Source organism: Mesorhizobium sp. 01N446, from assembly GCF_056399285.1.
The window spans coordinates 7,501-33,388 of record NZ_JBFTRA010000010.1; the positions used below are offsets into that span (position 1 = coordinate 7,501).

The 25,888-nt window shown below is 63.9% G+C and carries 19 protein-coding genes; 5 read left to right on the forward strand and 14 right to left on the reverse strand.

Features of this window, described 5'->3' with window-relative positions:
* Positions 1–333: 333 nt before the first annotated feature.
* Entirely contained in the window at positions 334–2,304 is a 1,971-nt protein-coding gene (locus tag AC1DPX_RS29030; RefSeq protein WP_202357767.1) for a M23 family metallopeptidase, read from the forward strand.
* A gap of 27 nt (positions 2,305–2,331) precedes the next feature.
* Here the strand turns inward: AC1DPX_RS29030 and AC1DPX_RS29035 are convergent, their stop codons facing one another.
* Complete coding sequence (locus AC1DPX_RS29035) at positions 2,332–3,906, reverse strand: MFS transporter (RefSeq protein WP_477240987.1); 1,575 nt, start codon at positions 3,904–3,906, stop codon at positions 2,332–2,334.
* Positions 3,907–4,059: 153 nt separating this feature from the next.
* Here AC1DPX_RS29035 and AC1DPX_RS29040 point away from each other — a divergent pair, with 153 nt between their 5' ends.
* Positions 4,060–4,692, forward strand: coding sequence for a TMEM175 family protein (locus tag AC1DPX_RS29040; protein ID WP_477240989.1), 633 nt, complete (start codon positions 4,060–4,062; stop codon positions 4,690–4,692).
* Here the strand turns inward: AC1DPX_RS29040 and AC1DPX_RS29045 are convergent.
* The 8 genes from AC1DPX_RS29045 to AC1DPX_RS29080 all read right to left on the reverse strand — a co-directional run bounded on the left by AC1DPX_RS29045 (position 4,666) and on the right by AC1DPX_RS29080 (position 16,415).
* The gene (locus AC1DPX_RS29045; protein ID WP_477240991.1) at positions 4,666–6,183 is read right to left on the reverse strand and encodes a L,D-transpeptidase family protein; all 1,518 of its coding nucleotides are present in this window, start codon (positions 6,181–6,183) and stop codon (positions 4,666–4,668) included. The two genes, AC1DPX_RS29040 and AC1DPX_RS29045, sit on opposite strands and share 27 nt — an antisense overlap.
* 147 nt (positions 6,184–6,330) lie before the next feature.
* Positions 6,331–6,693 carry an MmcQ/YjbR family DNA-binding protein gene (locus AC1DPX_RS29050; protein ID WP_202357763.1) on the reverse strand — a complete coding sequence of 121 codons (363 nt, stop codon included), beginning with the start codon at positions 6,691–6,693 and terminating at the stop codon, positions 6,331–6,333.
* A 60-nt stretch (positions 6,694–6,753) separates the two neighbouring features.
* On the reverse strand, positions 6,754–9,360 hold the full coding sequence (clpB, locus tag AC1DPX_RS29055; protein ID WP_477240993.1) for an ATP-dependent chaperone ClpB: 2,607 nt from the start codon (positions 9,358–9,360) through the stop codon (positions 6,754–6,756).
* A gap of 220 nt (positions 9,361–9,580) precedes the next feature.
* Positions 9,581–10,543, reverse strand: coding sequence for a DUF4167 domain-containing protein (locus AC1DPX_RS29060; protein ID WP_477240995.1), 963 nt, complete (start codon positions 10,541–10,543; stop codon positions 9,581–9,583).
* Positions 10,544–10,853: 310 nt separating this feature from the next.
* Positions 10,854–11,726, reverse strand: coding sequence for a peptide chain release factor N(5)-glutamine methyltransferase (gene prmC, locus AC1DPX_RS29065; protein ID WP_202357760.1), 873 nt, complete (start codon positions 11,724–11,726; stop codon positions 10,854–10,856).
* On the reverse strand, positions 11,719–12,798 hold the full coding sequence (gene prfA, locus AC1DPX_RS29070) for a peptide chain release factor 1 (RefSeq protein WP_202357759.1): 1,080 nt from the start codon (positions 12,796–12,798) through the stop codon (positions 11,719–11,721). Before prfA ends, prmC begins: the two co-directional genes overlap by 8 nt.
* A gap of 10 nt (positions 12,799–12,808) precedes the next feature.
* A complete protein-coding gene (ptsP, locus tag AC1DPX_RS29075) occupies positions 12,809–15,079 on the reverse strand; it encodes a phosphoenolpyruvate--protein phosphotransferase (protein WP_477240997.1) in 2,271 nt (756 codons plus the stop codon).
* 82 nt (positions 15,080–15,161) lie between these two features.
* Positions 15,162–16,415: an aspartate kinase gene (locus AC1DPX_RS29080; RefSeq protein ID WP_202357757.1), complete on the reverse strand. Its 1,254-nt coding sequence runs from the start codon at positions 16,413–16,415 to the stop codon at positions 15,162–15,164.
* A gap of 266 nt (positions 16,416–16,681) precedes the next feature.
* On the opposite strand from AC1DPX_RS29080, the gene AC1DPX_RS29085 reads away from it, so the two are divergent.
* Positions 16,682–18,523 carry a CHASE3 domain-containing protein gene (locus AC1DPX_RS29085; RefSeq protein WP_477241300.1) on the forward strand — a complete coding sequence of 614 codons (1,842 nt, stop codon included), beginning with the start codon at positions 16,682–16,684 and terminating at the stop codon, positions 18,521–18,523.
* Positions 18,524–18,579: 56 nt separating this feature from the next.
* Here the strand turns inward: AC1DPX_RS29085 and AC1DPX_RS29090 are convergent, their stop codons facing one another.
* Together AC1DPX_RS29090 and AC1DPX_RS29095 are read right to left on the reverse strand one after the other, a co-directional pair.
* Positions 18,580–20,811: a diguanylate cyclase gene (locus tag AC1DPX_RS29090; protein WP_477240999.1), complete on the reverse strand. Its 2,232-nt coding sequence runs from the start codon at positions 20,809–20,811 to the stop codon at positions 18,580–18,582.
* Between the two features lie 129 nt (positions 20,812–20,940).
* Positions 20,941–21,510 carry a putative glycolipid-binding domain-containing protein gene (locus tag AC1DPX_RS29095; protein WP_477241001.1) on the reverse strand — a complete coding sequence of 190 codons (570 nt, stop codon included), beginning with the start codon at positions 21,508–21,510 and terminating at the stop codon, positions 20,941–20,943.
* Between the two features lie 183 nt (positions 21,511–21,693).
* On the opposite strand from AC1DPX_RS29095, the gene ubiG reads away from it, so the two are divergent.
* Complete coding sequence (gene ubiG / locus AC1DPX_RS29100) at positions 21,694–22,443, forward strand: bifunctional 2-polyprenyl-6-hydroxyphenol methylase/3-demethylubiquinol 3-O-methyltransferase UbiG (RefSeq protein WP_202357754.1); 750 nt, start codon at positions 21,694–21,696, stop codon at positions 22,441–22,443.
* A gap of 164 nt (positions 22,444–22,607) precedes the next feature.
* On the opposite strand, the gene AC1DPX_RS29105 is transcribed toward ubiG, so the two are convergent.
* Both AC1DPX_RS29105 and AC1DPX_RS29110 read right to left on the reverse strand, forming a co-directional pair.
* The gene (locus tag AC1DPX_RS29105; RefSeq protein WP_477241003.1) at positions 22,608–23,111 is read right to left on the reverse strand and encodes a flavin reductase family protein; all 504 of its coding nucleotides are present in this window, start codon (positions 23,109–23,111) and stop codon (positions 22,608–22,610) included.
* 18 nt (positions 23,112–23,129) lie between these two features.
* Positions 23,130–24,254, reverse strand: coding sequence for an LLM class flavin-dependent oxidoreductase (locus tag AC1DPX_RS29110; protein ID WP_477241005.1), 1,125 nt, complete (start codon positions 24,252–24,254; stop codon positions 23,130–23,132).
* Between the two features lie 109 nt (positions 24,255–24,363).
* On the opposite strand from AC1DPX_RS29110, the gene AC1DPX_RS29115 reads away from it, so the two are divergent.
* Entirely contained in the window at positions 24,364–24,960 is a 597-nt protein-coding gene (locus AC1DPX_RS29115; protein WP_244730709.1) for a winged helix DNA-binding protein, read from the forward strand.
* Between the two features lie 6 nt (positions 24,961–24,966).
* Here AC1DPX_RS29115 and AC1DPX_RS29120 read toward each other — a convergent pair whose 3' ends face one another.
* Complete coding sequence (locus AC1DPX_RS29120) at positions 24,967–25,875, reverse strand: DMT family transporter (protein WP_477241007.1); 909 nt, start codon at positions 25,873–25,875, stop codon at positions 24,967–24,969.
* Positions 25,876–25,888: the final 13 nt, after the last annotated feature.

Here is a 25,888-nt window from a genome sequence, read left to right on the forward strand (position 1 = left end):
TACGCGGCTCTCTTGAATTTCGCGGAGGGCAGTCTTAGAAGCAAACTTCTTCGTCGCCAGCGGCGCACCGCCCTCGTTCGTGAGGCGTATATAGTCGCCACCTCAGCAAACTGTCAACATGCCCTCTTTTAAGAGCCACGCAAGCCTGCGCGCGATGAGCCTTATAGAGAAGGCACGCCGCCCGCTTTGCAGAGCGCTCTATAAGAGAAGTGCATGGGGGGAATTCGACCGGGGCCTGAGGCTTCGTTGACTTAACCTGCCGTGACAGGCAAATGTCATGGCCACAACAAAAGCGACAAGCCGTTCCGCCCGGGGAAGAAGCAGCCTTTCTGGATGCCAGACACGGAAGATGTCATAGCCGAACTCGGCAATGAGCCGCCGCTTATCGCGGATGGCCGCAGTGGCCCGCCCGATCGGCGCGAGGTTTCTGCACGCTGGCTGTCGGGCACATTCCTGACCGGCGTGACCTCGAGCGTGCTGATGGGCGTGGCGCTGTTCGCCGCCCTTGACGGGCGCCAGCAACTCGCGACACCACCCGAAATCGCGGAACTGATCGGCCTTGCCAGCAATGGCGATTCCGGCGAGGTGGCCAAGACGACCAGGCTGGTGGCGCCGCGTCAGATCGCCAAGGCCAAGGACCGCCGCCGTATGGAAGTGTCGATGGTCACCAAGGTCGGCGACCGTGACGTCATCCACACAATGCCTTTCGTACAGATCAAGATGGCGCTCGCCGCGGGCCACACCACCAGCCGGCCCTACCCGCCTTTCGATCCGATGCAGGTGTTCGGCGACGACGGTGACGACGCTCCGGCGCAACCGGCGACGGCCTCCGCCGCCTCCGGCCAGATCTATGGCGCGAAGGTCGAAAGCGAGATGAGCCTGAAGACCGTCGACTTCCCCATCGAGACGGCCTCCTTCGACGAAAAGAGCGATCTGTCCGCCGACGAGGTGGAAAAGGTGGTGCGCGAGGCCGGCACCGACCTCAGCGACGGCGCCGTCCAGGTCGCTTCACTCCACTATGTCGATCCGCAGCGATTCGGCGAAGCGTTCGCCGAATCGATGGCCGGCTCCTATGACGTCAAGATCGTGCCGGAAAACGTCTCGGTATCGCAGCGGGCCGCCACTGACGACCAGGCGCCGGCTTTCGCCGAAGAAATCATTCCCTTCACCAAGGACACCGACCTCACCGAGGCCTTTGCCGATTCAGGCTATACGGGCGATGACGCCACCGGCATGGCCGAAGCGATCGCCAAACTCCTGAACGCACCGACGTTGAAGGCTGGAACCGTGCTGCGCGTCGGCCTCGAGGTTCACGGCGACGCCGCCAAGGTCGTGCGCACCAGCGTCTACGACAAGACCACGCATATCGTCACCATCGCGCTCGACGATCGCGGCCAATATGTGCCGGCGCAGGAACCGGAGCCGAATCCCGAACTTTTGACGGCGTTCGACGATTCGTCGGCACCGGTCGTGGTGCGTGGCAACCTGCCCAATGTCTATGACGGCATCTACCGCGCAGCCTATTCCTACGGAATGTCCAAGGCGATGACCCAGCGGCTGATCAAGCTCCTGGCATCCGATGTCGACTTCCAGTCCCGGCTCAATCCTTCCGACCGCCTCGAAGTGCTGTTCTCGCAGCCTGATGGCGACGACCAGACATCGGACAATTCCGAACTTCTCTACGTCTCGGCGACATTCGGCGGCACGACGCGCAACTTCTACCGCTTCCAGATGGAGGACGGCAGCACAGACTATTTCGATGAGGACGGCTCGAGCGCCCAGCAGTTCCTGCTGCGCAATCCGCTGCCCGCCGGAAAGTTCCGCTCCGGTTTCGGCGCCCGCAGGCATCCGATCCTCGGCTATGTCCGCATGCATACCGGCGTCGACTGGGCAGCTCCGATCGGCACGCCGATCATCGCCGCCGGCAACGGCGTCGTCGAGAAGGTGGGCTGGGCCGGCGGTTACGGCAAGCAGATCATCATCCGTCATGCCAATGGCTACGAGACCTCTTACAATCACCAGAGCGCCTTTGCCAAAGGCATCGAGCCCGGCATGCGCGTGCGCCAGGGCCAGACCATCGGCTATCTCGGCCAGACCGGCCTTGCCACCGGCCCGCACCTTCACTACGAGCTGATCGTCAACGGCACCAAGGTCGACCCCATGCGTGTCCGCCTGCCCGTCGGCAAGGTACTGAAGGGCGACGACCTCGTCGCCTTCAAGCGCGAGCGCGAGCGCATCGACGATCTGCTGAAGCAGGAAGACGGCAATTCGCTGAAGGTTGCGAGCGCCAAGATCGAGGGCTGAGCCTCGACAGATCCCGACATAGGCGAATCAGGGTCGAGACGAATCGGCCGACGATTCATCGGCCCGGCGCGGCCAGGGCAGTGCCTGACCTGAAACGGTCATCCAGGCGATGATCGCGGCAAGCAGGCAAAGCACGGCGGTCGTCACGGATACGGCAAAAAAAGCCATGTCGCTAGCGGCAAGCCGCGTTGCTTCGAGTTCAGGTGGCAGGGATGCCAATACCGGTTCGCCAAAACCTGGGATGCCCGGCCTGACGCTGGTGTCGAGCATTGTTGAATAGACCCAGGTGGCAAGCGATCCCATCGCCGCCACCGCGATCAGGCCGCCAATGCGCGACACGGCGTTGTTGATGCCGGAGGCTGCTCCGGTATCCTTGTCTTCCACCGCCGTCATGATCGCCGTCGACAGCGGTGAGACGACCAGGGCCATGCCGAGGCCCATCAGCGCCATCAGCGGAAATATTCCGGTCCAGAAATGGTGAATGCCGGCATGACTGAGCAAAGCAAGTCCAGTGAAGGCGAAAGCCACGATCAGGCTGCCGCAGGCGATCGGGAAACGCGGCCCGAACCGGTCCGACAACTGGCCGACCGGTCCCGACAGAAGCGCGATCGATGCCGACAACGGCAGGAAGATGAAGCCGACTTCAGCCGTGCTCAGCCCCCAGCCGGCGATCAGCAGCATCGGCAGATAGAAAAGATTGGCCGACAGCGCGAAGTAAAGGAAGAAGGTCGCCACATTGGCGCCGGCAAAAGCGCCGATGCGAAACAGGCTGAGGTCGATCATCGGCTCGTGCTGCCGCCGTTCGAACAGGATGAAGACGACAAGCAACACCGCACCGGCGGCAATGCTCGGCCCGGCCATGTGGTCCTCGCCGCTCGAACTCATCGAGGTCAGCCCATAGGCGAGCGCGCCGAAGGCCAATGTCGCGAGCGCGCCGCCGCCGAGATCGAGGCTGCGTTTTTCGGTCGCTGCATCGGCCGGAATCTTGACCAGCAGCAGGTAGATCGAGATCAGGCCGAGCGGCAGGTTGACGGCGAAGATCGCCCGCCAGATGCCGTCGCCGAAAGCCGACAGCACCAGGCCGCCGAGCACCGGCCCGAGGGCCGTGGTCAGCGCCGAGGCCGCTGCCCAGATGCCGATTGCGCGGCCGCGTTCCTTTTTCGGGTAGGCCTTGGCGATGATGGCCAAACTGCCCGGCACCATGATCGCCGCGCCAATGCCCTGGAGGGCGCGAAACGCAATCAGCACGACAGCATTCGGCGCAAGCGCACAGGCGAGCGAGGCAACGATGAACAGCGCGATGCCGGCCACGAAGGCGCGGCGCAGCCCGAACCGGTCGCCGGCGGCGCCGCCGGCGAGGATCAGCGCCGAAAGCGTCAAGGCATAGCCATTGGAGATCCATTGCGCCTCGGCAAGACTGGCGCCGAGGTTGACGCGAATCGCCGGCATGGCGATAGCCAGGATCGAACCGTCGATGAAGCCGAGCGCCGAGGCCAGGATAGCGGCGATCAAGACGAATCGCCGCTGCGATTGCGGACAAAAGGTTCCGTTCGTGACCGGGCTGATCAGCGGGACTGCGGCGGCTTCGTTTGGCGAATGCATGACACCTTGCTTAGACCCCAAGCGCGCCGGCAACAACCGGCCAGCAGCTTGCAGTCCTTGAAACCAGCCAATTGGCCAGGATGCGTCCTGTCCGGATGCAAACGCCGGCAGTCATGCTAGGTTTTCCGGAAAACGGCAGCCGGGGGAAAATCAATGAAACGTCCACTCGAAGCGTCAGCAGAAGGACGCGGCCGCATTGTCGGCATCACCGACGGCGTCTTTGCCATCGCCCTCACGCTCATCGTGCTCGAGATCAGGGTGCCGGCGCATGAAACCGTGCATTCCGAGCACGATCTGCTTGCCGCCATTGCGGCACTGGCACCGCGCTTCCTGACTTATGCCTTGAGCTTCCTGACGCTGACCATCCTCTGGTTCGGCCAGCAGGCGCAGCATGGGCTGATCGCCAAATCCGACAGGCGGCTTGCCACGCTGAATCTCTGCTTCCTCGCCTTCATCGCGCTCTTGCCGTTCTCGACCGACCTCCTGGCGGACTTCCTCGAATTCAGGACCGCGGTGCTGGTTTACTGGCTTAACCTGCTGATGCTCGGCGTCACGCTGTTCGCCAGTTGGCGCTATGCGGAGAAGAACGGCTTTGTCGCCGAAGACGTGGATACTGAAACGAAGCGCACGGTCTATCTGCGCATCGTCAAGGCGCAGATCCTGTGGGCGATCGGTGCCGCACTCTGCCTGATCACCCCGCTGCTCAGCGTCGGCTTCATCCTGGTGGTGCAGATGATCTACGCCACCGCGCTGCGCGGCTCATTGCTGCGCAAAATCATCGGCTGAAGGTCCGCCGACAAACTCCACGGTGACGCCGGGCGAAACCAGCTTGGCGAGCTCGCGCGCGTCCCAGTTGGTCAGGCGTACGCAGCCATGGCTTTCCGTCTTGCCGATCTTCGACGGCTCGGGCGTTCCGTGGATGCCGTAGGTCGGCTTGTCCAGGGCGATCCACACAGAGCCGACCGGGCCGTTGGGGCCTGGCGGAATGGTCAGGATCTTGTCGTTCTGGCCCTGCTTGAAGTTGATATTCGGATTGTAGGTGTAGTTGGGATCGAGCGCGATGCGCGACACGGCGTGTATCCCGGTGGGCGACGGCGTATCGGCCGAGCCGATGGTCGCGGGATAGGCCGCGACCAGCTTGCCGCCCGCATCGTAGGCGTACACTTCCTTTTTGGTCTTGTCGGCGACGATGCGCGCGACCGGCGTCGAGACCAGCTTGCCGAAATTGGCGACCTTGACGATCGTGCCGGGACGATTGAAATCGAGGCCCTTGTTGATCGACTTCAGATAGTTCTCGTCCATGTGGAAGCGCTCCGCCAGCGCCTCGGTGACGGAGGTGTAGCACATGCAGTTGAGCTGCGCCTTCTGGCCGTAGTCTTCCGGGATCGAGGCGACATAGGGGCCAGCCGCATCTTCCGCTGTGATGGTGTAACTGGCGAAAGCATCGCCGCCTGATTGCGCGAGTGCCGCCTGGATACCGACCGCGTCCGTCGATTTCAGGCTGCTGCCGTTGATCTGGTTATAGGCGGCCAAGGCCTTGTCGACATTCGAGCCGAAGCGCCCGTCAATCACGCCCGGCGAAGCGCCGCCGCGGTCGAGCAGCACCTGCAGCGCCGCCACGTCCCGGCGCACGCCGAGCGACAGCGACGGATCGACGGCGGCCTTGCCGCCAGTGTCCGGCGGCAGGGAAGCCTGCGCGTCCGGATTGACCTGCTCCACGTCCGGCTGCACAGGGTCTATCGAGGCCTCGTTCAGCGGCTGGCGCTTGATTGTGCGCGGCTTTGCCGGCTGCGGCGCATCGGGATAGCTGTTGTCGTAGCTGCCGTCGTCTTGCGGCGCCGGCGGATAGGCTTCGACCGAATTGTCGCCATTGGGGTCATATTCGTCCGCCGGCGGCGGGATTACCCGGCCTTCCTCTTCCAACTGCTTGCGGCGGAACCGCGCCATGTCTTGCGGATCGTCGAGATAGTAGCGGTCATCGTCGGCGGGAGCCCGGCCCAACTCGCGCAGCCTCGTCTCGCGGCGCAGCGCACGGCGGTCAAGCCGTGTCTGCGGCGGCTGGATAGCGATAACCTTGCCGGTATCCGCATCGACGATGACGCGATTGCCGCGGGCGTCGTAGTAGATGTCCAGATTCCCGTCCTGCGCGACAAGAATTCCGCCATCCTTGGCGGCGCGGACAACCCTTGGCGCATTGTCCTGTGTCGGCGCGGCAAGCGCACCGAAAGACATAAGCCCGGTGGCAAGTGCCGAAAGGGCAAAAATCGTGCGGAACATCGTGGCCAACTCTCCGGTCCGTAATTGCCGCCGCCCGGCATTGTTCGCTGGGCGAACCCTTCGCCAGCAAACCAGTTACCCCACCCTATGGTTCCAATATGAACCGGGCATGAAGATGGCGGTTTTCGGCGTACCGACGAATACTCGCTAGCTTGCGAGTCCCAATTCCTTGCGCGCCTGCTTGGTCAGCTTCAGGGCGACAAGGCGATGGCTCTCGCGCAAATAGTCCCTCAGTGCGCCATCATCCATGCTCTGGCTTGTCCGACGCTGGATCCATTTCATGCCGCGCGAGGCAAGGTAAGGCGCGGGCCGCAGGCCCGGCTGTTCCTTCAGCACGTCATAGGCAATGTCGGAACATTTGAAGGTGACGAAGAGCTGCTGGCCCTGATCCCAGCCGCCGATCGCAAACATCTTGGTCCCGACCTTCCAGACATGGGCGCCGCCCCATTGGACGACGTGGTTCGCCGCGGGCAGCGAAGCGCAGAAGCCGTTGTAGTCGTCCAGCGTCATCCGCCCCCCAATCACTTATGAAAACGCCGCGCGTCCAGGGTGCACGCGCGGCGTTGAAAATCAGGCCGCCGCTTCGGTCGCGACGACTGTCGGCTTGGAGCGGAAGTTCAGCCGGTCGGAACCGGCCGTGACCTTGACGGTCGAACCATCGAGAATCTCGCCGAGCAGGATCTTCTCCGCCAGCGGGTCCTGCAGTTCCTTCTGCATCACCCGCTTCAGCGGCCGCGCGCCATAGGCCGGGTCGTAGCCCTTGGCCGCCAGCCACTCGATCGCCTCGTGATCCAGCGACAGCGTGATCTTGCGATCCACAAGCAGGCTTTCCAGCCGTTTGAGCTGGATCTCGACGATGCGGTCCATGTCCTTGCGGCGCAGCCGGTGGAACAGGATCACCTCGTCGACGCGGTTGAGGAACTCCGGCCGGAACGATGCCCTGACCACGCCCATCACCTCGTCGCGCACGGCGTCGACATCCTGGTCCTCCCCGAGATTGACCAGATATTCGGCGCCAAGGTTCGACGTCATGATGATCAGCGTGTTGCGGAAATCGACCGTGCGGCCCTGGCCATCGGTGAGCCGGCCGTCGTCGAGCACCTGCAGGAGCACGTTGAAGACATCGGGATGCGCCTTCTCGATCTCGTCGAACAGCACGACCTGATAGGGCCGGCGCCGCACCGCTTCGGTCAGCGCGCCGCCTTCCTCATAGCCGACATAGCCGGGAGGCGCGCCGATCAGCCGGGCGACCGAGTGCTTCTCCATGAACTCCGACATGTCGATGCGCACCATGGCGCTGTCGTCGTCGAACAGGAAGCTCGCCAGCGCCTTGGTCAGCTCGGTCTTGCCGACACCCGTCGGTCCCAGGAAGATGAACGAGCCGATCGGCCGGTTCGGATCCTGCAGGCCGGCACGGGCGCGCCGCACTGCCTTGGAAACGGCCTGCACCGCCTCGCCCTGGCCGACGACGCGCTTGCCGATCTCGTCCTCCATGCGCAGCAGCTTGTCGCGCTCGCCCTGGAGCATCTTGTCGACCGGAATGCCCGTCCAGCGCGAGACGATATGGGCGACGTGGTCGGGCGTGACCACTTCCTCGACCATGCCGGCCTTGCCGTCCTGGGCCTCGGCTTCCTTGAGCTTCTTTTCCAGTTCCGGGATCTTGCCATAGGCAAGCTCGCCGGCGCGCTGGAACTCACCTTTGCGCTGGGCAATGGCGAGCTCGTTGCGCGCCTCGTCGAGCTGCTTCTTCAAGTCGGCGGCAAGCCCGAGCTTCTGCTTCTCGGCCTGCCACTTGGTGGTGATCTCGGTCGATTCCTCCTCGAGGCCGACGAGTTCCTTTTCCAGGCGGGCCAGCCGGTCCTTCGAGGCATCATCCGTCTCGACCTTCAGCGCCTCGCGCTCGATCTTGAGCTGCATGATGCGGCGGTCGATCTCGTCCAGCGCCTCGGGCTTGGAATCGACCTGCATCCTGAGCCGCGACGCGGCCTCGTCCACCAGGTCAATCGCCTTGTCCGGCAGGAAGCGGTCGGCGATGTAGCGGTTGGACAGCGTCGCCGCCGCCACCAGCGCCGAGTCCGAGATACGCACCTTGTGGTGCTGCTCGTATTTTTCCTTCAGGCCGCGCAGGATCGAGACGGTGTCTTCCACCGTCGGCTCGTCGACGAAGACGGGCTGGAAGCGCCGGGCAAGGGCAGGATCCTTTTCGACATGCTTGCGGTATTCATCGAGCGTGGTCGCGCCGACGCAGTGCAGTTCGCCACGCGCCAGCGCCGGCTTCAGAAGGTTCGACGCATCCATCGCGCCGTCCGCCTTGCCGGCGCCGACCAGCGTGTGCATCTCGTCGATGAACAGGATGATCCCGCCTGCGGCGGAGGTGACTTCCGAAAGCACGGCCTTAAGGCGCTCCTCGAACTCGCCGCGATATTTGGCGCCGGCGATCAGTGCGCCCATGTCGAGCGCCATCAGTTGCTTGTCCTTCAGCGATTCCGGCACGTCGCCATTGACGATGCGCAGCGCCAGGCCTTCGGCGATCGCCGTCTTGCCGACGCCGGGCTCGCCGATCAGCACGGGATTGTTCTTGGTGCGCCGCGACAGCACCTGAATGGTGCGGCGGATTTCGTCGTCGCGGCCAATCACGGGGTCCAGCTTGCCCGCGCGGGCATCAGCCGTGAGATCGCGCGCGTATTTCTTCAGCGCATCATAGCCCTGCTCGGCACTCGCCGAATCGGCGGTGCGGCCCTTGCGGACATCGTTGATGACCTGGTTCAGCGCCTGCGCGGTGACGCCGGCCTTGGCCAGGATGTCGGCGGTCTTGGCCGACTTCTCCATGGTGAGCGCCTGCAGCAGCCGCTCGACGGTGACGAAGCTGTCACCGGCCTTCTTGGCCAGTTCTTCTGCGGTGGAGAACACCTTGGCCAACGGCTGCGCCAGATAGAGCTGGCCGTTGCCGCCTTCGACTTTCGGCATCGCCTCGAGCGCCGTCTCGACGCCGAGCTTGACGTCGCGGACATTGCCGCCGGCGCGTTCGATAAGCGATGCGGCCAGACCCTCGTCATCATCGACGAGGACCTTCAAAATATGTTCGGGGGTGAACTGCTGGTGATTGCGGGAAAGCGCCATGGTCTGCGCCGACTGGATGAAGCCGCGCACGCGCTCGGAGTATTTCTCAAGGTTCATATCTGTCTCCTTCCATCACCGGCCCGCTTTGCGGCACCGGATCAGATTGCGGTGACGGACCCGCCCATTAGAGCCAGGTCCTGTTCAGCGCAGATATGGTGCATGGACCATGCCGTCTCAAGACGCATTGATATCGGTCAATGCATAATATTCCACGTCAGCCGAAACGAAAACGGCGGAGATTTCTCCCCGCCGTTAAACGTCTTGAAATGCCGTTCGATCAGTTGTCGATGTCGACGATCACCGGCTCGGCATTGCCGCTGTCGGCCGGGGCCGAGGCCACCTCGCCGGCATTCGCATTGTCGCCACCGCTGTCGACCTGGTCGGCATTGGTGCGCGGACGGCGCGGACGGCGCGGACGACGGGCAGCACCGCTCTCGGCGGCCGCCTCGTTGAGCTCGGCCTGGGCGGCAAGAGCCGCCGGCGAAAAACTCTCGAACAGCGGAGCCGGCTCGGCTGCGGCAACGGTCTCGGCCGGCGAGCCGGACTCGACCTGGAACTCCGCCTGAGCCGGAGCCTCGTTGCGCTGCTGCTGGCCGCCCTGCTCGGTCGACGAAGCGTAGTCACGCTGGCCATTCTGACCATAGCCGCCATTGGGACGGCGATCGCGGTGGCGCCCGCCATTGTTGTCGCGGCCACCATTGTTGCGCCCGTTATTGTCGCGCCCGCCATTGTCGCGACTATCGCGGCCTTCCCGGTTCAGCGCGACCTCGGCCGGCATGCCTTCGATCACCGGCTGCGGACCGGCGCCGTGGTTGATGACAGGAATTTGCGGATCGGAAACGGTGTTGCCGCCATTGCCGGCTCCATTATTGCCGGCATTGTCGAAATCGTCGCGATCTTCATCGCCGTCATCGTCGAAATCGTCACGGTTTTGCTGGACGTTCTGGATCGGCATCTGCGCCTGGGCGGCGGCAATGATGCGATTGTAGTGTTCGGCGTGCTGGAGGTAGTTCTCCGCCATGACGCGGTCGCCGGAGCTTTGCGCGTCACGGGCCAGGGTGGCGTACTTCTCGGCGATCTGCTGAGCTGATCCACGGATCTTCACATCCGGACCGTTGCTCTCGTAGTTGCGCGTCAGGGGATTCGGGCCCTTGCGGTTGTTGTTGTTATTGTTGTTGCCACCGCCGCCGCCATTGTTGTTGCGACCGCGCATGCGCCTGTTCTGCTGTTGTGGCCTCATTCGACTCTCTTCATCTTGAAATTTTCGAAAACTCGTTACGAACGGAGGCGCTCATGCAGCCAGCCGTTTCGTTTCTTCACCGGCGTTCGCCCGCATCAATTGCGTTGGCGCCACGTGCCATCCTGTTCCGGTTACATCACTTGCCGGACGATTCCCGCACGAAGCTTGGGCGTCGTTTGCGCAAGAAGGCAGCTATTTCCAAGGAGGACCGAATCGCTAAGAGCACTGCCTGCTTCGTCTCATCCGGTTGAGGCGACCCTAGCCGCATTCCCGGGTATTGCCAAGCGGTTTTTTCGCACTGCGTCAAGGCTTATCCCCATTGAAAGACAAGAACCCTGTCGTTTCCGCCGAGATCATGCAAAGCAGCAGTCGCGGCATAACCAGCCGCCTCGAATATATCCGTAACCTCATTGCGCTGCGTGTGGCCGATCTCGACCACAATTCTGCTTTCGGCTTCAAGAAACCTTGCCGCCTCGGCGGCTATGATCCTGTAGGGGTTCAGCCCATCCACGCCGCCATCCAGGGCCAAGCGTGGGTCGAAATCGCGGACCTCGTCCTGCAGATTTCCAATGTCTCGTGACGGTATATAGGGAGGGTTTGCGGCAATTACATGGTATCGGCCGGAAACTTTTTCGAACCAGTCCGACTGCACCGCCATAAACCGGCCGCCGAGCCCGAGCTGCCCGGCATTGCGGGCCGCCGTCGCCAGCGCTCCGGCGGAAATGTCGACACCGGTGGCGGTCGCGGCAGGTACGGCACTGAGCAGCGCGAGCGCAATGGCGCCCGTCCCGGTGCCGAGATCCAGGATGCGGCAGGCGCCTTCCCGCGCGGCCGTTGCCTTGACGAAAGGCAGCACTGCCTCGACCAGCGTTTCGGTATCCGGCCTCGGCTCAAGCGTTTCCGGCGACAGCGACAGGCGCAAACCGTAGAATTCGCGGTAACCGAGGATGCGGTGCACCGGTTCGCCGGCGGCCCGGCGCCTCAGGGCTGCATCGATCGCGGCGATGGCGTTCTTGTCGATCGAGCATTGGGGGTCGACGATGGCCTGCGTGCGCGTCGTGCCGGAAAAATGTTCGACGATCAGCCGCCCGTCGAGCGCCGGATCGTCGACCCCGGCCGCCGCAAGCCTGGCCCGCGCCTCCCGCAGCAGCGGCTCCAGCGCCTCGGGCAGAGGGTCAGCCATCAAGGCCGATATCGGCCAGCAGCTTCGACTGGTGATCGGCGATCAGCGCGTCGACGATCTCGTCGAGCTCGCCCATCATCACCCTGTCAAGCTTGTAGAGCGTGAGGTTGATGCGATGGTCGGTGACGCGGCCTTGCGGGAAATTATAGGTGCGGATGCGCTCCGAGCGGTCGCCGGAGCCGACTTGCGACTTGCGCGATTCGGAACGCTCCTCGTCCGCCTTGCTGCGCTCCAGATCGTAGAGCCGGGCGCGCAGGATCTGCATGGCCTTCGCCCGGTTCTGGTGCTGCGACTTTTCCGCCTGCACCACCATGATGCCGGTCGGCAAATGGGTGATGCGCACCGCCGAATCGGTGGTGTTGACGTGCTGGCCGCCGGAACCCGAGGCGCGCATCGTGTCGATGCGGATGTCTTCGGCGCGGATGTCGATGTCGACCTCTTCCGCTTCCGGCAGCACGGCGACGGTCGCGGCGGAGGTGTGGATACGCCCGCTGGCTTCGGTCGCCGGCACGCGCTGGACGCGATGCACCCCGGATTCGAATTTCAGATGGGCGAAAACGCCCTTCCCCGAGACGGTGGCGATGATTTCCTTGAACCCGCCGGCATCGCCGTCGCTGGCCGACACCGTCTCGAACCGCCAGCCGCGTTGGGCGGCATAGCGCTCATACATGCGAAACAGGTCGCCGGCGAAAAGGGCTGCTTCATCGCCGCCGGTGCCGGCACGGATTTCCAGGATGGCGTTCTTGTCGTCAGCGGCATCCTTGGGCAGCAGCAGGATCTGGATATCCTTCTGCAGTGCCTCGATGCGCTCCTCCACGCCGGGCAGATCCGCTTCGGCGAGCGCCCGCATCTCGGCGTCGGTGCCCTTGTCGGCGAGCATCGCTTCGAGGTCGGCCTGCTCATGCTCGGCCGAGCGCAGTTCCCTGACCTTGGCCACCATGTCCTGCAGCTCGGCATATTCCGATGCCATCTTCACATAGGCATCCGGCGCCGGGCCGGCCGACATCTGCGCTTCGAGCATCTCGAAACGCTTGACGACTTGATCCATACGATCGCGGGGCAGATTGACCATGATGGGGGCGCTACAACGGGATCGAGCGGTCGTCGGCGAAGGCCTGCAGGAGCGCCCGCATCGGCAGCCCCTGCGCCGGCGCCATCAGATTGTCGTCGAAGAACGCCGTCAGCTCATCCAGAGGCAGTTCCGTCAGCATCGCCTTGACCGGGCCGATCGAGGCCGGCGACATCGAGATCGAACGGAAGCCGAGACCGATCAGCGCCATTGCCGAGATCGGCTTGCCGGCAAGTTCGCCGCACAGCGTCACCGGCGTATGGTTGCGGATGCCGGCATCGGCGATCTGCTTGAGCACGCGCAGGAACGGCGCCGACAGCGTGTCGAAGCGGTTGGCCAGTTGCGTGTTGCCGCGGTCGACTGCCATGACGAACTGGAACAGATCGTTCGACCCGACAGAGACGAAATCGACCGCCTTCATCAATTCGTCGAGCTGGAACAGCAGCGACGGCACTTCGAGCATCGCGCCCAGCTTGAGGCTGGTCGGCAGATGGTGGGCAAAGCGCGAGAGATGCCGCACCTCGCGGTCGATGATCTCGCGCGCCTGGGCGATCTCGCCGAGTTCAGTCACCATCGGCAGCATCAGCTTGAGCTCGCGCCCGCCGCTGGCCTTCAGCAAGGCGCGTATCTGGGTGCGCAGCAATCCCGGCCGGTCGAGTGTCAGGCGGATCGCTCGCCAGCCGAGCGCCGGGTTTTCTTCCTGGATGGCGCCCTTGAAGTAGGGCAGCACCTTGTCGCCGCCGATGTCGATGGTGCGGAAGGTGACCGGCTTGCCGCGCGCCGCCTCCAGCACGTCACGATAGAGCTTCTCCTGCGCCTCGGCGCGCGGAAAGGTCGAGGCGACCATGAACTGCAGTTCGGTGCGGAACAGGCCGATGCCGGCCGCACCCGCCTCGGCGAGCTGCGGCAGGTCGACGGCAAGCCCGGCATTCATCAGGAGATCGACCTGGACGCCGTCCCGGGTCGTCGACGGCTTCTTGCGCAGCTCGCGGTAAACCTCTTGCCGGCGCGCGCGGAACCGCACCTTTTCGGCATAGGCGGCTTCGAGATCTGACTGCGGTCGCAGATGGATCGTGCCTTCCTCGCCGTCGACGATGATGGCATCGCCGTTTTCCGCCATGGAAACGGCGCCCTTCATCTGGCCGGCGACCGGAATGCCCATGGCGCGCGCAACGATGACGACGTGGCTGGTGGCAGCACCGTCCTCGAGAACCAGCCCGCGCAGCTTGTCGCGGGGATAGTCGAGCAGCTCGGCCGCGCCCATCGAGCGGGCGACGATGATGGCGTCCTTCGGCAGCGAGGCCGCGACATCTTCCGGTCCGCGCCCCATCAGCTGGCGCAAGAGCCGGTTGGCAAGATCGTCGAAATCGCTCATCCGCTCGCGCAGATAGGGATCGGTCATGTGCAGCATGCGCGCGCGCATGTCTCTCTGCACCTTTTCCACTGCCGCTTCGGCCGTCAGGCCGTTGCGGATCGCCTCTTCCAGGCGCCGCACCCAGCCGCGGTCATTGGCGAACATGCGGTAGGCTTCCAGCACCTGGCGGTGCTCGCCCTCGAACGCGACGTCACGACGCTCCAGCATGTCGTCGATGGACAGCCGCAGCGAACCGAGCGAGGTCTCGAGACGCCTGACCTCTTCCTCGCTGTCCTCGTTGAACAAATTGGTGACGACGATGCGCGGCTCGTGCAGCACGACATGGCCAAGTCCGACGCCGTCGTTGAAGGACAGGCCAGTGAAGCTGACCGGCCGGCGCAGGTCGAGTTCCAGCCCAGGCCGGGTCAGCCGCGCCAGATCGCCGGTGGCGATCATCTCGGCGATGACCATCGCCGTGGTTTCCAGCGCCTCGACCTCGTCGTCGCGATAATGGCGCATGGTCTTGTTCTGAACGACCAGGACGCCCAGCGTGCGCCCTGCCCTGAGCACCGGCACGCCGAGGAAGGAATTGTAGATCTCTTCCCCGGTCTCCGGCAGGTAGGCGAAGGCCGGATGTTCCTGCGCGTTGGAGAGGTTGAGCGGCCGCGCGCTGGCGGCGATGGTGCCGACCAGGCCTTGCCCGAGCCGCAGTTGCGCCAGGTGGACGGCGTTCGGGTTCAGACCCTCGGTGGCGTAGAGCTCAAGCACCGAATCGGCGCGCAGCACATAGAGCGAGCACACTTCCGCGACCATGTTGGAGGCGATATCGCGCACGATCCGGTCAAGCCGCTCCTGCGGCTCCAGCGGCTCTTGCATGAGCTCGCGGAGCCGTTTCAGCAAAACGCGCGGGCCACTGGCCTGGTCACGCATCGCGGCTTCTTCTCCAATGAAAACACTTGCCGGCGCAGTTTCCGCCGCTGCCGGCATGCGCGCAACAACTGATTCAGTCTTGCTACTGCTTATCCAGACCGTAGACGGAATGCAAAGTGCGAACCGCAAGTTCGGTGTACGGACCGTCGATCAGTATCGAAATCTTGATCTCGGAGGTGGTGATGGCGCGGATATTGATCGCCTTGTCGGCCAGTGCCTTGAAGGCGGTGGCGGCGACACCGGCGTGGCTCCTCATGCCGATGCCGATGACCGAGACCTTCGACATGCCGGCTTCCGACTGCACGACATCATAGCCGACCTCGGCCTTCAGCCGGTCGAGCACGGCCAGCGCCTTGTCGACGTCGCCGGAAGGGACGGTGAAGGTCATGTCGGTGAACTTGCCGTCCTCGGAAATGTTCTGGACGATCATGTCGACATTGATGTTGGCCTCGGCCAGCGGCCCGAAAATGCCGGCGGCAACGCCAGGGCGGTCGCCGACGCGGCGCAGCGAAATCTGGGCCTCGTCCTTGGCGTAGGCAATTCCGGTGACGACCTGCTGTTCCACGATCTCTTCCTCGTCGCAAATGAGCGTTCCCGGAGGATTGAGCAAATCCCCCATTCCGGGCGCGTCGGGATCGTCGAAGGACGACCGCACGAAGGTACGCACCTTGTGCACCATGGCAAGCTCGACCGAACGCACCTGCAGAACCTTGGCGCCGAGCGAGGCCATTTCAAGCATTTCCTCGAAGGAGATCTTGGCCAGCCGCCGCGCCTTGGGCTCGATGCGCGGGTCGGTGGTGTAGACGCCGTCGACGTCAGTGTAGATGTCGCAGCGGTCGGCCTTGACCGCCGCTGCGATGGCGACCGCGCTGGTGTCGGAGCCGCCGCGGCCGAGGGTCGCGATGCGATTGTCCGGCCCGATGCCCTGGAAGCCGGCGATGACGGCCACCTGGCCCTCGCCGAAGCGCTTGATCAGGAAGGCGCCGTCGATGTCGAGGATGCGCGCCGCGCCATGCGCGTTGTCGGTCTTGATCGGGATCTGCCAGCCCTGCCAGGAGCGGGCATGCACACCCATGTTCTGCAAGGTGATGGCCAGCAGGCCGGCCGTGACCTGTTCACCGGAAGCGACGACGGCGTCATATTCGCGCGCGTCATGCATCGGCGAGGCCTCGCGCGTCCAGCCGACCAGTTCGTTGGTCTTGCCGGCCATCGCTGAAACCACCACCGCCACTTCATGGCCGGCGTCGACCTCGCGTTTGACGTGACGCGCCACATTGCGGATGCGGGCGATGTCGGCGACGGAGGTTCCGCCGAATTTCATCACGATACGCGCCATGGAAGCGAAATGCCTTTGACTGAAGCCGGCCTGGAGCCGAAACGAAGGAAAGCGCCCGGCTGGCGCCGGCCGCTGAATGCGCGGCCTCCTTAGCCAAATGCTTTGGGTTTCGCAAGGCTGGCGGCGCATTGCCGGCTTCAAGCGGCGCATTGCCGGCTTCAAGCAGAGGCATATTGCCTTCCCGGCCGGCGCCGCCTACCAAATGCTGCCCGCGGGGGATTCCTTTTGGTTCGGCATAACAGATGATTGCTCGTCTTCGGCGCGCCATGCGATTGCAGTCGCTACCGCTTGTCGCCGGCTTCGCCGTGCTGGCGCTGATCGTCGGCGCCCGCGCCCTGCTCGTCGAGGGACAAAGGGCCAACCGTGCCGCCGCGCGCGAGACAATCGAATACCAGCAACAGCTTTCCGGACTGCTTTCCCTCGCGCAGGATGCCGAGGCTGGACAGCGTGGTTACCTGCTGACCGGCGAGAAATCCTACCTCGAACCGTACCAGAAGGCTGTCGGGGCAATTCCTGGGCAGATTGCCCGCATCGAAGCCATGACACCGGCCAACGATCAGCTCACCCAACAGGTCAGCCACATCAAGGACGCGCTTTCACAAAAACAGGCTGAACTCGCCGTGACGATCGCGCTCTACGACAAGGGCGATGCGGCAAAAGCGCTGGAACTTGTCCGCAGCGGTCAGGGCAAGGCCGCCATGGACGATATCCGCGCCAGCGTCGATACGATCCGGCGCATCGGCGCCGCCGACATTGCCGCGCGCGACGATCGCACGGACCAGGTAGAGGCCTGGCTGCGCGTCGGTTCGCTTGCGGCTCTCATCGCGATCTTCCTGCTCGGCGCCTACACGATCCGCCAATCCCGCCGCCGCTTCCGCGAGATTGCCACCGCGCAGGAAGAGTTGATGCGCAAGAACATCGAGCTCGGCAACGAGATCGATACGCGCGAGAAGGCCGAATCCCAGATCCGCCAGATGCAGAAAATGGAGGCGGTCGGCCAACTGACCGGCGGCATCGCCCACGATTTCAACAACATGCTGGCGGTCATCCTCAGCGCCATGAACCTTGCCCAGCGCAAGTTGAAGCGCGGCGAGAATGACATCGAGAAATTCATCGAGGCCGCGACGGATGCAGCCAGCCGTGCCGCCAATTTGACCTCCCGGCTGCTTGCCTTCTCCCGTCTGCAGCCGCTGGCGCCGCAGGTTGTCGACACCAACCGGCTGGTCACCGGCATGTCCGACCTTCTGCACCGTGCGCTGGGCGAAGGCATCCGCATCGAAACCGTGCTGGCGGGTGGCCTGTGGAAAACCCACGCCGACCCCAGCCAGATCGAGAACGCGATCCTCAACCTGGCCGTCAATGCCCGCGACGCCATGGACAATGACGGAAAGTTGACCATCGAGACCGCCAACAGCCACCTCGACGAGGCCTACGCCGCGACGCATGCCGAAGTCACGCCAGGCCAATATGTGATGATCGCGGTCACCGACACCGGTACCGGCATGTCGCCGGAGGTCATCGGCAAGGCCTTCGAACCCTTCTTCACGACCAAGCCGGTCAACAAGGGCACGGGGCTTGGGCTGAGCCAGGTGTTCGGCTTCGTCAAGCAGTCGGGCGGCCACGTCAAGATCTACTCCGAACCGGGCGAAGGCACGACGATCAGGATTTACTTACCCCGGTTTTTCGGACCGGAGGAGCCGGCGGCACCCGCCGGGCGCGGCAAGAGCACGGCCAGGGTCACAGAAACGATCCTCGTCGTCGAGGACGACGCCCGCGTGCGGGCCTCCACGACAGACGCCATGCGCGAACTCGGCTACACGGTCATCCACGTTGGAAGTGGCCAGGAAGCCCTTCAGAAGCTGGCGACTACATCGGACATCGCCCTGCTTTTCACGGATATCGTCATGCCGGCGATGAACGGCCGCAAGCTCGCCGAGGAAGCGGTCGCGCTCCAACCCGGTCTGAAAGTCGTCTTCACCACCGGTTTCACCAGGAATGCCGTCGTCCACAACGGCGTGCTCGACCATGACGTGCACTTCCTGGCCAAGCCGTTCACCATCGAGCAGCTCGAGGCCAAGCTGCGCGAAGTGCTGGACGCAAAGGGATAGCTGGGCTTTCTGGCGGCTGTCCGGTCCAGTCGACATGCCGGGATCATTCTGTCGCGTTAACCCACGCTTTGGCTGACCGTGGGAAGATCCCAGTTGGGGTCGGCCCGGCCCAATCCGGCAACGACGCGGTCGCGGCCGTCCGCCTTTGCCTGATAGAGCGAACGATCCGCGGCGTTGACGATTTCGACCCATGACGCACCGAGTTCCGGGAAGGCGGACACGCCGAACGAGGCCGTGATGGTTCCGAGCGTGCGGCCGCGATGCGTCAGATGCAGCTGCTTGATCGCCTTGCGCAGCGCCTCGTCGCGCTCGGCGGCATCGGCGATTGACGTTCCCGGCATCATCAGGGCGAATTCCTCGCCACCGTAGCGCGACACCACGTCACTTTCCCTGGCATGGTCCAGCAGCGTGGCGGCGACCTGCTTGAGCACGAGATCGCCCGCTTCATGGCCGAACGTATCGTTGAACTGCTTGAAATGATCGACATCGAGCATGATCATCGCCAGCGGCTGTTCGGAACGCTCCATGCGCCTCAGTTCGCGGCTGCTCGTTTCCTCGAGATAGCGGCGATTGTAGAGCCCGGTGTTCGGATCGCGGATCGATTGCTGCCGCAATGTTTCGCGCAGGCGCAGATTGGCCAATGCCAGGGCCAGCGTATCGACGACGCCGCGCAGGATCTGTTGCCGCTCGGCCAGCCAGTCCGGTCTGGCGGCGGCGTCCGGTTCACACAGATGCACGATGCCAAGTGTCTCCCCCTGCGCTGCGAGAGGCATGCAGACATAACCACGGCCGCCATTTTCTGTGATGTGGTTGCAGCGTGGCGTCAGCATGCCGGGGCCGGCAACATGCTCCTGGCCCCGCCGCAGCGCCCAGCAATCCTCCGGCGCGAACTGGCCAACGGTCGAACGGACGGCACCCCAATGCGCCATTTCCTCGACCAGGTTGCGCGAGGCACTGGTGAGATGCACGGTTCCGCTCAATCCGCCGAAGAAATCGGGCATGGCCGAACCGACGACGGAAAACGCCTCATGGAAGGTGACGCATGCCTGAAGCAGCTCGCCGAGCTTGACCAGGCGGGTCGTCGCCTGGGAGGTCTCCTTCAGTTCGCGATTGAGCGTCGCCAGTTCCTCGGCGCGATCGCTGACCGCTCGCTCGGCACTGCGCAACTCGCTGATGTCGTTCAACGTCAGCACGATCCCGCCGTCGGAACGATTGAGCGGGTTGCAGCTTGCAATCACCGGCAGGTACGATCCGTCCGGCTTTGCCAGCCGCACCTCGGCCTGATGCCCGCGCCCCGTGGTCAGCGCCAGCTCTATGGGCGATGTCGCCTGCGCCATCCTGTCTCCCGACAGACCCCTGATGTCGAGGATCGACCGCCAATCCTGCCCTTCGATCTTGTCGTTGCGCAGTCCGACGATCTCGGCGGCCGCCGGATTGGCCGAGACGATCCGGCCATCACCGTCGATGACGACAATGCCTTCGGCGACGGTGCGGACAATATCCTCGATATAGGCTTTCTGCTCGACAAGCTGCCCACGCGAGGATTCGAGTTCGGTCGCCATACTGTCGAACCCACGCGCCAATTGACCGAACTCGTCGTTGGAGGTCAGCCCGATGCGTGCCCCGGCGTCGCCGCGCGCCAGCGATTCGATGCCGCGGTTGAGGCCGGAAAGGCCGGCGCCAAAGCCGCGCAGCAATAGGAAGGCCGAGATCGCCGAGATCAGCACGGCGGCGGCGGTGCACAGACCGATGAGCCAGAGCATATCATTGGTGCGCTGCTGGGCGGCATGCAGCAGCGGCGTGTACTCGAACAGCACCGCGCCGACGGTCTTGCCGGGAGTATCCTTGATCGGCACTGCAACCAGATTGATCGCTTCTGACAGGTCGGTGCTGCTTTCGACAAAGTTGCGCGGCGCGCCGTCCTCGATCGTCCGGCCGACTTCATTGGCGGGATCGTGGCCGTACGGTGTGCCGACATTTCTTTCTTCGCCCGGGATATCGGCGAGGATGACCTTGTCCTGATTGACGACAACGAGGTCGCGTTTCGAACCGCCGTGTTGCGCCGTCACGAATTCACGCAGCGCCTCGGGCCTCTCGAACAAGGAATGCGGCGCGTCGGCAGCCTTGAAGGCGATCGTTTCGGCCAGTTGCCGTCCGACGCTCGTCGCTTCGGCGAGCGCACCGGATCTTGTCAGCGATATCTGGGAAACTATCGCAATCCCGCCCACCAGGCCGATCAAGACCGCGGCGCTCAGCAAGGTGGCAACAATCTGGGTCTTGATCCGCACCAAGCCATCCAATCAGTGGGAGGGCAATGTACATGCCGATCCCCGCTCGTGCTCGAAGAAACCGCCAATCTCGTAAATTTGCTGTTAAGGTATCCTGATCGACTGGCTTGTCCCGACCGGGCTGGCTGGTCAGCCAGGCTGTGCCACGGCTCTCCACAAGCCGGGATAGTCGACGACGAAGCCGTGCGGCGAGACATCGAGAATCGCATCGTAGCCGTAGACAGGCGCGCTGTACGCGTAGCGGACCTCGTCGAGACGCCGGTAGCTTTGCTCGAGCGGCACCATCTCGAGCGCGGGAAAGCTCAGATAGGCGGCTGGGGCGGGCGTCGTCTCGCCGATGCCGAGTGCGAACCGGCGGATCGCCAGCAGGTTCGATGCCGGCGTGAAGCCTAGGTCGACATCGACCAGGCCGGCGACATCCCGCTGGGGCTCGCCGTTCAGCATCCACTCGCCGTCGGCACGCCGTTCAATGGCATAGTGCAGCTTGCGCATGCCGAGAAAACCGTCGACCCGCGCCGATCGAGTGCGCCAGCCGGCGTCGCAGATCACCTCATAGGCAAGGCAGCATGGCTTGCCGTCCTGGACGAAGATGGCCTGTCCCTTGAGGCTGTGCCCGTCATCGGTTTGCGAAAGCAGGCAAGCGTCGTGACCCTCCACATCCAGCCGGCGCCAAAGGATCGAAGCCGTCATGACCGTCATCGCGCACTCCCTCGAATCCAAACGATGCCTTTCCTTCGCCTGCCAGGCCAATTGCGTTTCACCCGCAGCCCTCGACAGCTGACATGCCCTGACAGGATGCATCGCCCTGTCGGCACAGGAAAATTGTTACCTTGACTTTCCCGCTCCCACGCCCGACTTCCTAGCGTTCGAGGAGACCAACCGATGCCAGAACCCCGACGATCGACGATCGATGCCGGAGAAGTGGAACGCTTTTCCGCCCTTGCCGCCGAATGGTGGAACCCGAACGGCAAGTTCCGTCCGCTTCACAAGTTCAACCCGGTCCGGCTCTCCTATATCCGCGACCAGATAGCGACGCGCTTCGGCCGTGACCCGCGCGCCGCTCGGCCTTTCGAGGGTCTGCGCATCCTCGATATTGGCTGCGGCGGCGGCCTTTTGTGCGAGCCGATGGCTCGGCTTGGCGCCGAGGTCGTGGGAGCGGATGCCTCCGAGACGAACATCGAAGTGGCGAAACTGCACGCCGCCGAAGGCAATGTGAGCGTCGACTACCGCGCCACGACGGCCGAGGACCTCGCCGACGCCGGCGAGACATTCGACGTCATCCTCAACATGGAAGTGGTCGAGCATGTCGCCGACATCGACCTGTTCGTCGCCAAATGCGGGCAGATGGTCCGGCCCGGGGGCATCATGTTCGTGGCCACCATCAACCGCACGCTGAAGGCGCTGGGGCTGGCCATCATCGGTGCTGAGTATGTGCTGCGCTGGCTGCCGCGCGGCACCCACCAGTTCGGCAAGCTGGTGCGCCCGGAAGAGCTGGAAAAGGCGCTCGGCGGCGCCGGCCTGACGATCATCGATCGCACCGGCGTCACCTACAATCCGCTTGCCGATCGCTGGGCGCGGTCGAAGGACATGGACGTCAACTACATGGTGCTGGCGGAAAAAGGATCGGTCTGACCACGTTCGCGAATTCGCACCAAGGATGTGTTGAGATTCAGGTCAGGCCGAGTCGAAAACGGTGGTTTCCGAGAACCGGAGCGGAGCGTACTTTTGGTACGTGAGCACCGGAAGCGCAGGAAGCCGCCGTTTGCAGACCGGCCTCACCTGAATATCGATACATCCTACGCGTCGAGGGGCCGATAGCCGCCCCGCCAGTAGATCAGCGCCTGGCCGGCATCGCGGGTGCGAACCGCCTCGACCGAGCCGATAACGATGGAATGCGTGCCGCGGTCGATCATCTCGTCGAGGCTGCAGTCGAAGGCGGCAACGGCGTCGGAAAGCAGCGCGGCTCCGGTCTTCAGCGTCGTCCACTCGGCGCCTTCATAGCGATCCTTGCCCTTGATGCCGCCGAAGCCGGAGAAACGCTCCGCCACGGCTTGATGCTGGGGCCCCAGCGAATTGACGCCGAAATGCCGGTAGCGCTCGATAACCGGCCAGGTCGATGACGACCGGTTGACGCAAGCAATCACCTTGGGCGGCTCGGCCGACAGCGAGACCACCGAAATGACGACAAGGCCGGAACGGTCGTCGCCGACGCCGGCGGTGATGACGCTGACATTGCCGACGATGAGCCGCATGGCGGCGCGGAAGTCGGTGACGCTGACCGGACCTTCTGTCATGGACATTGCCTCTTCGCTTCCTTGCTAAGCCGCCGACTGCATCGCGGCCGGCGCGATGCGGATGCCTCTCTCTTCGAGAATGGGTAGCACGGTGTCGCGGAAATAGGGGAACTCCTCGACATAATCGACGAAGGACAGCGTCGAGCCGCGAAAACCTGCCGCGTGCAACGCGGTGATCCCATCGGCGACCTGCTCGGGCGTGCCGGTGAGCGGGAAGCCGCCATGGCCGGCCGCCATGCGGTCGCGAATGAGCGCCAGGAGATCATGCGGGAACGACTGCGCATGGGCGAACTGCAGCCGCACCAGATTGTCGACCGCCGCCCAGTCGGCGTTGGCGCGGCCGAAATGTTCGAGATAGTCCGTGGCTTCCTTTTCGGTCGGCCGGCAGACGACATGGGCGAAGGTCAGCACGTCGACATCGCTGCCGGCGGCTCTCGCCTGCTCCTTCAGCGCAATGATCTCGTCCTTGGAGCGCGCCAGATCGATTGCCGGCGTGAACAGGAAATCGGCGTTGCGGATCGCGAATTTGCGGCCCTCTTCCGAACCGGCGGCGTTGAGGATCGGCAGCCGTGAAGACGGCCGCGGATCGCCAAGCACATTCTTGAGCGTGAACCAGGTGCCGTCCCGGTCGAAGGCTTCCGTGCGCTGCCACAGCGCCTGGACGATATCGAACCATTCCTGGGCATAACCGTATCGCGTGACATGGTCGTCGGGCAGTGTCAGCCCAAGCGCTTCATATTCCGGTTTGTTCCAGCCGGCGACGATGTTGAGGCCGATGCGGCCGCGGCTGATCTGGTCGATGGTCGCCAACTGCTTGGCGACGACCACCGGATGGTTGGCCGCCGTATGGGTGGTGGCGAAAACCGTGATGTTGCGGGTGAGCGCCAGAAGCCCGGCCGCCCAGGTGATCGTCTCCAGCACATTGCCGTGGAAGTTCGTCTCGCCGCCATAACCGATCCAGCGCGCGATCGGCAGCATGAAGTCGATGCCGGCCTCGTCGAGCAGACGCGCCAGGCGCAGATTGTTGTCCCAGGAACTGGCCCAGCGCTCGGGAACCTTGGTGACGGTCATGCCGCCGGAACAATTGGACGCGAAAGTGCCTAGAAAGAAGGGCTGCGCCCGAGGCGCGGTCTTGTCGAGCATGCTCATTGTGGTGTTCTCCTCATTTTTTCTTATAATTTATGATAGAAAGTCTATCATAAATTCATGTGGACGCAATCACCGGGATCAGCGCATGCTTCTGGCAGGGGACAGACAGATGAACGAACGGCGCAAATCTCTGGAAACACAGGCCGAATTGCTGGATCGCGGCTGGCATCTGGCGCGCACGCCGCTGGAGATCGACGTCACCGAAGTCGAATACGCGCTGATGCGCGCCTACGAGGCATTCGGCCATTGGCAGGCTGAATGCCTCGCCACGGTGATCGAGTTCTCCGCCAGCGGACCCGAGAACGCGCTGCTGCACATCATCCGCATGAACGATCGCCCGAAAAGCGTGCGCGATCTTGCCCAGATGACCAACCGCGACGACATCCCCAACATCCAGTACAGCCTGCGCAAATTGCTGAAGGGCGGCTTGATCACCCGCACCGGCAGCGGCCGGTCGGGCGTCACCTACGAAGTAACGCCGCTCGGGCATCGCGTGACCGAGCGCTATGCCGACATCCGCTCCGTTCTGCTGATCGACGCCGTGACGCGTATTCCTGAAATGGCCGACAAGCTCGGGGATGTCGCGCGCACGCTCGAACTGATGACCGGCATCTACGAGCAGGCGGCGCGGGCCGCCGCCACGCACCGTCGCCGGCATCCCAGGCCGGAGCCCGGCGGCGACGCCGACGGCGGCGGAAAACTTTGACGACGTTCAAGCAGGCTGCGGCTTCGCGACGGCCTGACTCTGCGCCTTGGTGGTGATGAAGACGCCGGCGGTGATGATGACGGCGCCGGCCCAGGTCAGCAGTCGATAGTGCTCGCCAAGGAAGATCGTGCCGGCAAACAGGCCGACCGCGGCCGCCACATAGCCGATCTGGCTGAGATAGACCGGGCCGCCGACAGCCTGCAGCCGGAAGAAGAAGGCGAACATCGCCGACGCGGATGCGACCTGCGCGACGACGACCAGCGGTACGCCTCCGAGCGGCGCGAAGGCCTTGAGACCGAACAGTGCGAGAATGCCGGCGAGCAGCAGCGTGGCCGACGCCAGATGGCTGCCGACCGCAAGCTCGATCGGGCCGGTGCCTTCCGGCCAGTCGACGGTGCGGTAGATATTGCCGGCGGCGAGACTGACCGGGATGAGCAAGCCCACCGCCACCCAGAACAGATCAGCCGGCTGGCCGGCCTCGCCGCGCGTCACCGCCACCATGACGGCGCCGAAGAAGCCGACAGCGATGCCTGATATGCCCAGCATGTTGGGGCGCCGGACGCGCAGCAGGATCGAGAACACCAGCGTGACGACAGGCGACAGCGTGAACATGATGCCGGTATAGCCGGCGCCCAGATGCGGTATGGCCGAGAACATCAAGAGATTGGGGACGGCATAGGACACGGCTGCCGTGACGAAGAAATAGCGCAGCTTGTGCGCGGTGAGCCGGATAGGCTGACCGCGAGCCAAAAGCACGCACAAAAGCACGCCGCCGGCGCCGACCGAGATGACGAAGGCCCAGACCATGGCCGGCACGCCGGCCGCCGTGGCGAGCTTGCCGAAGGGCAGCGTCAGGCCGAGCAGGCCGCCGGTGACGACCAGCAGGCCGAGCGCCGATTCCCAAAGATATTTCATGGTCGAACCCTGT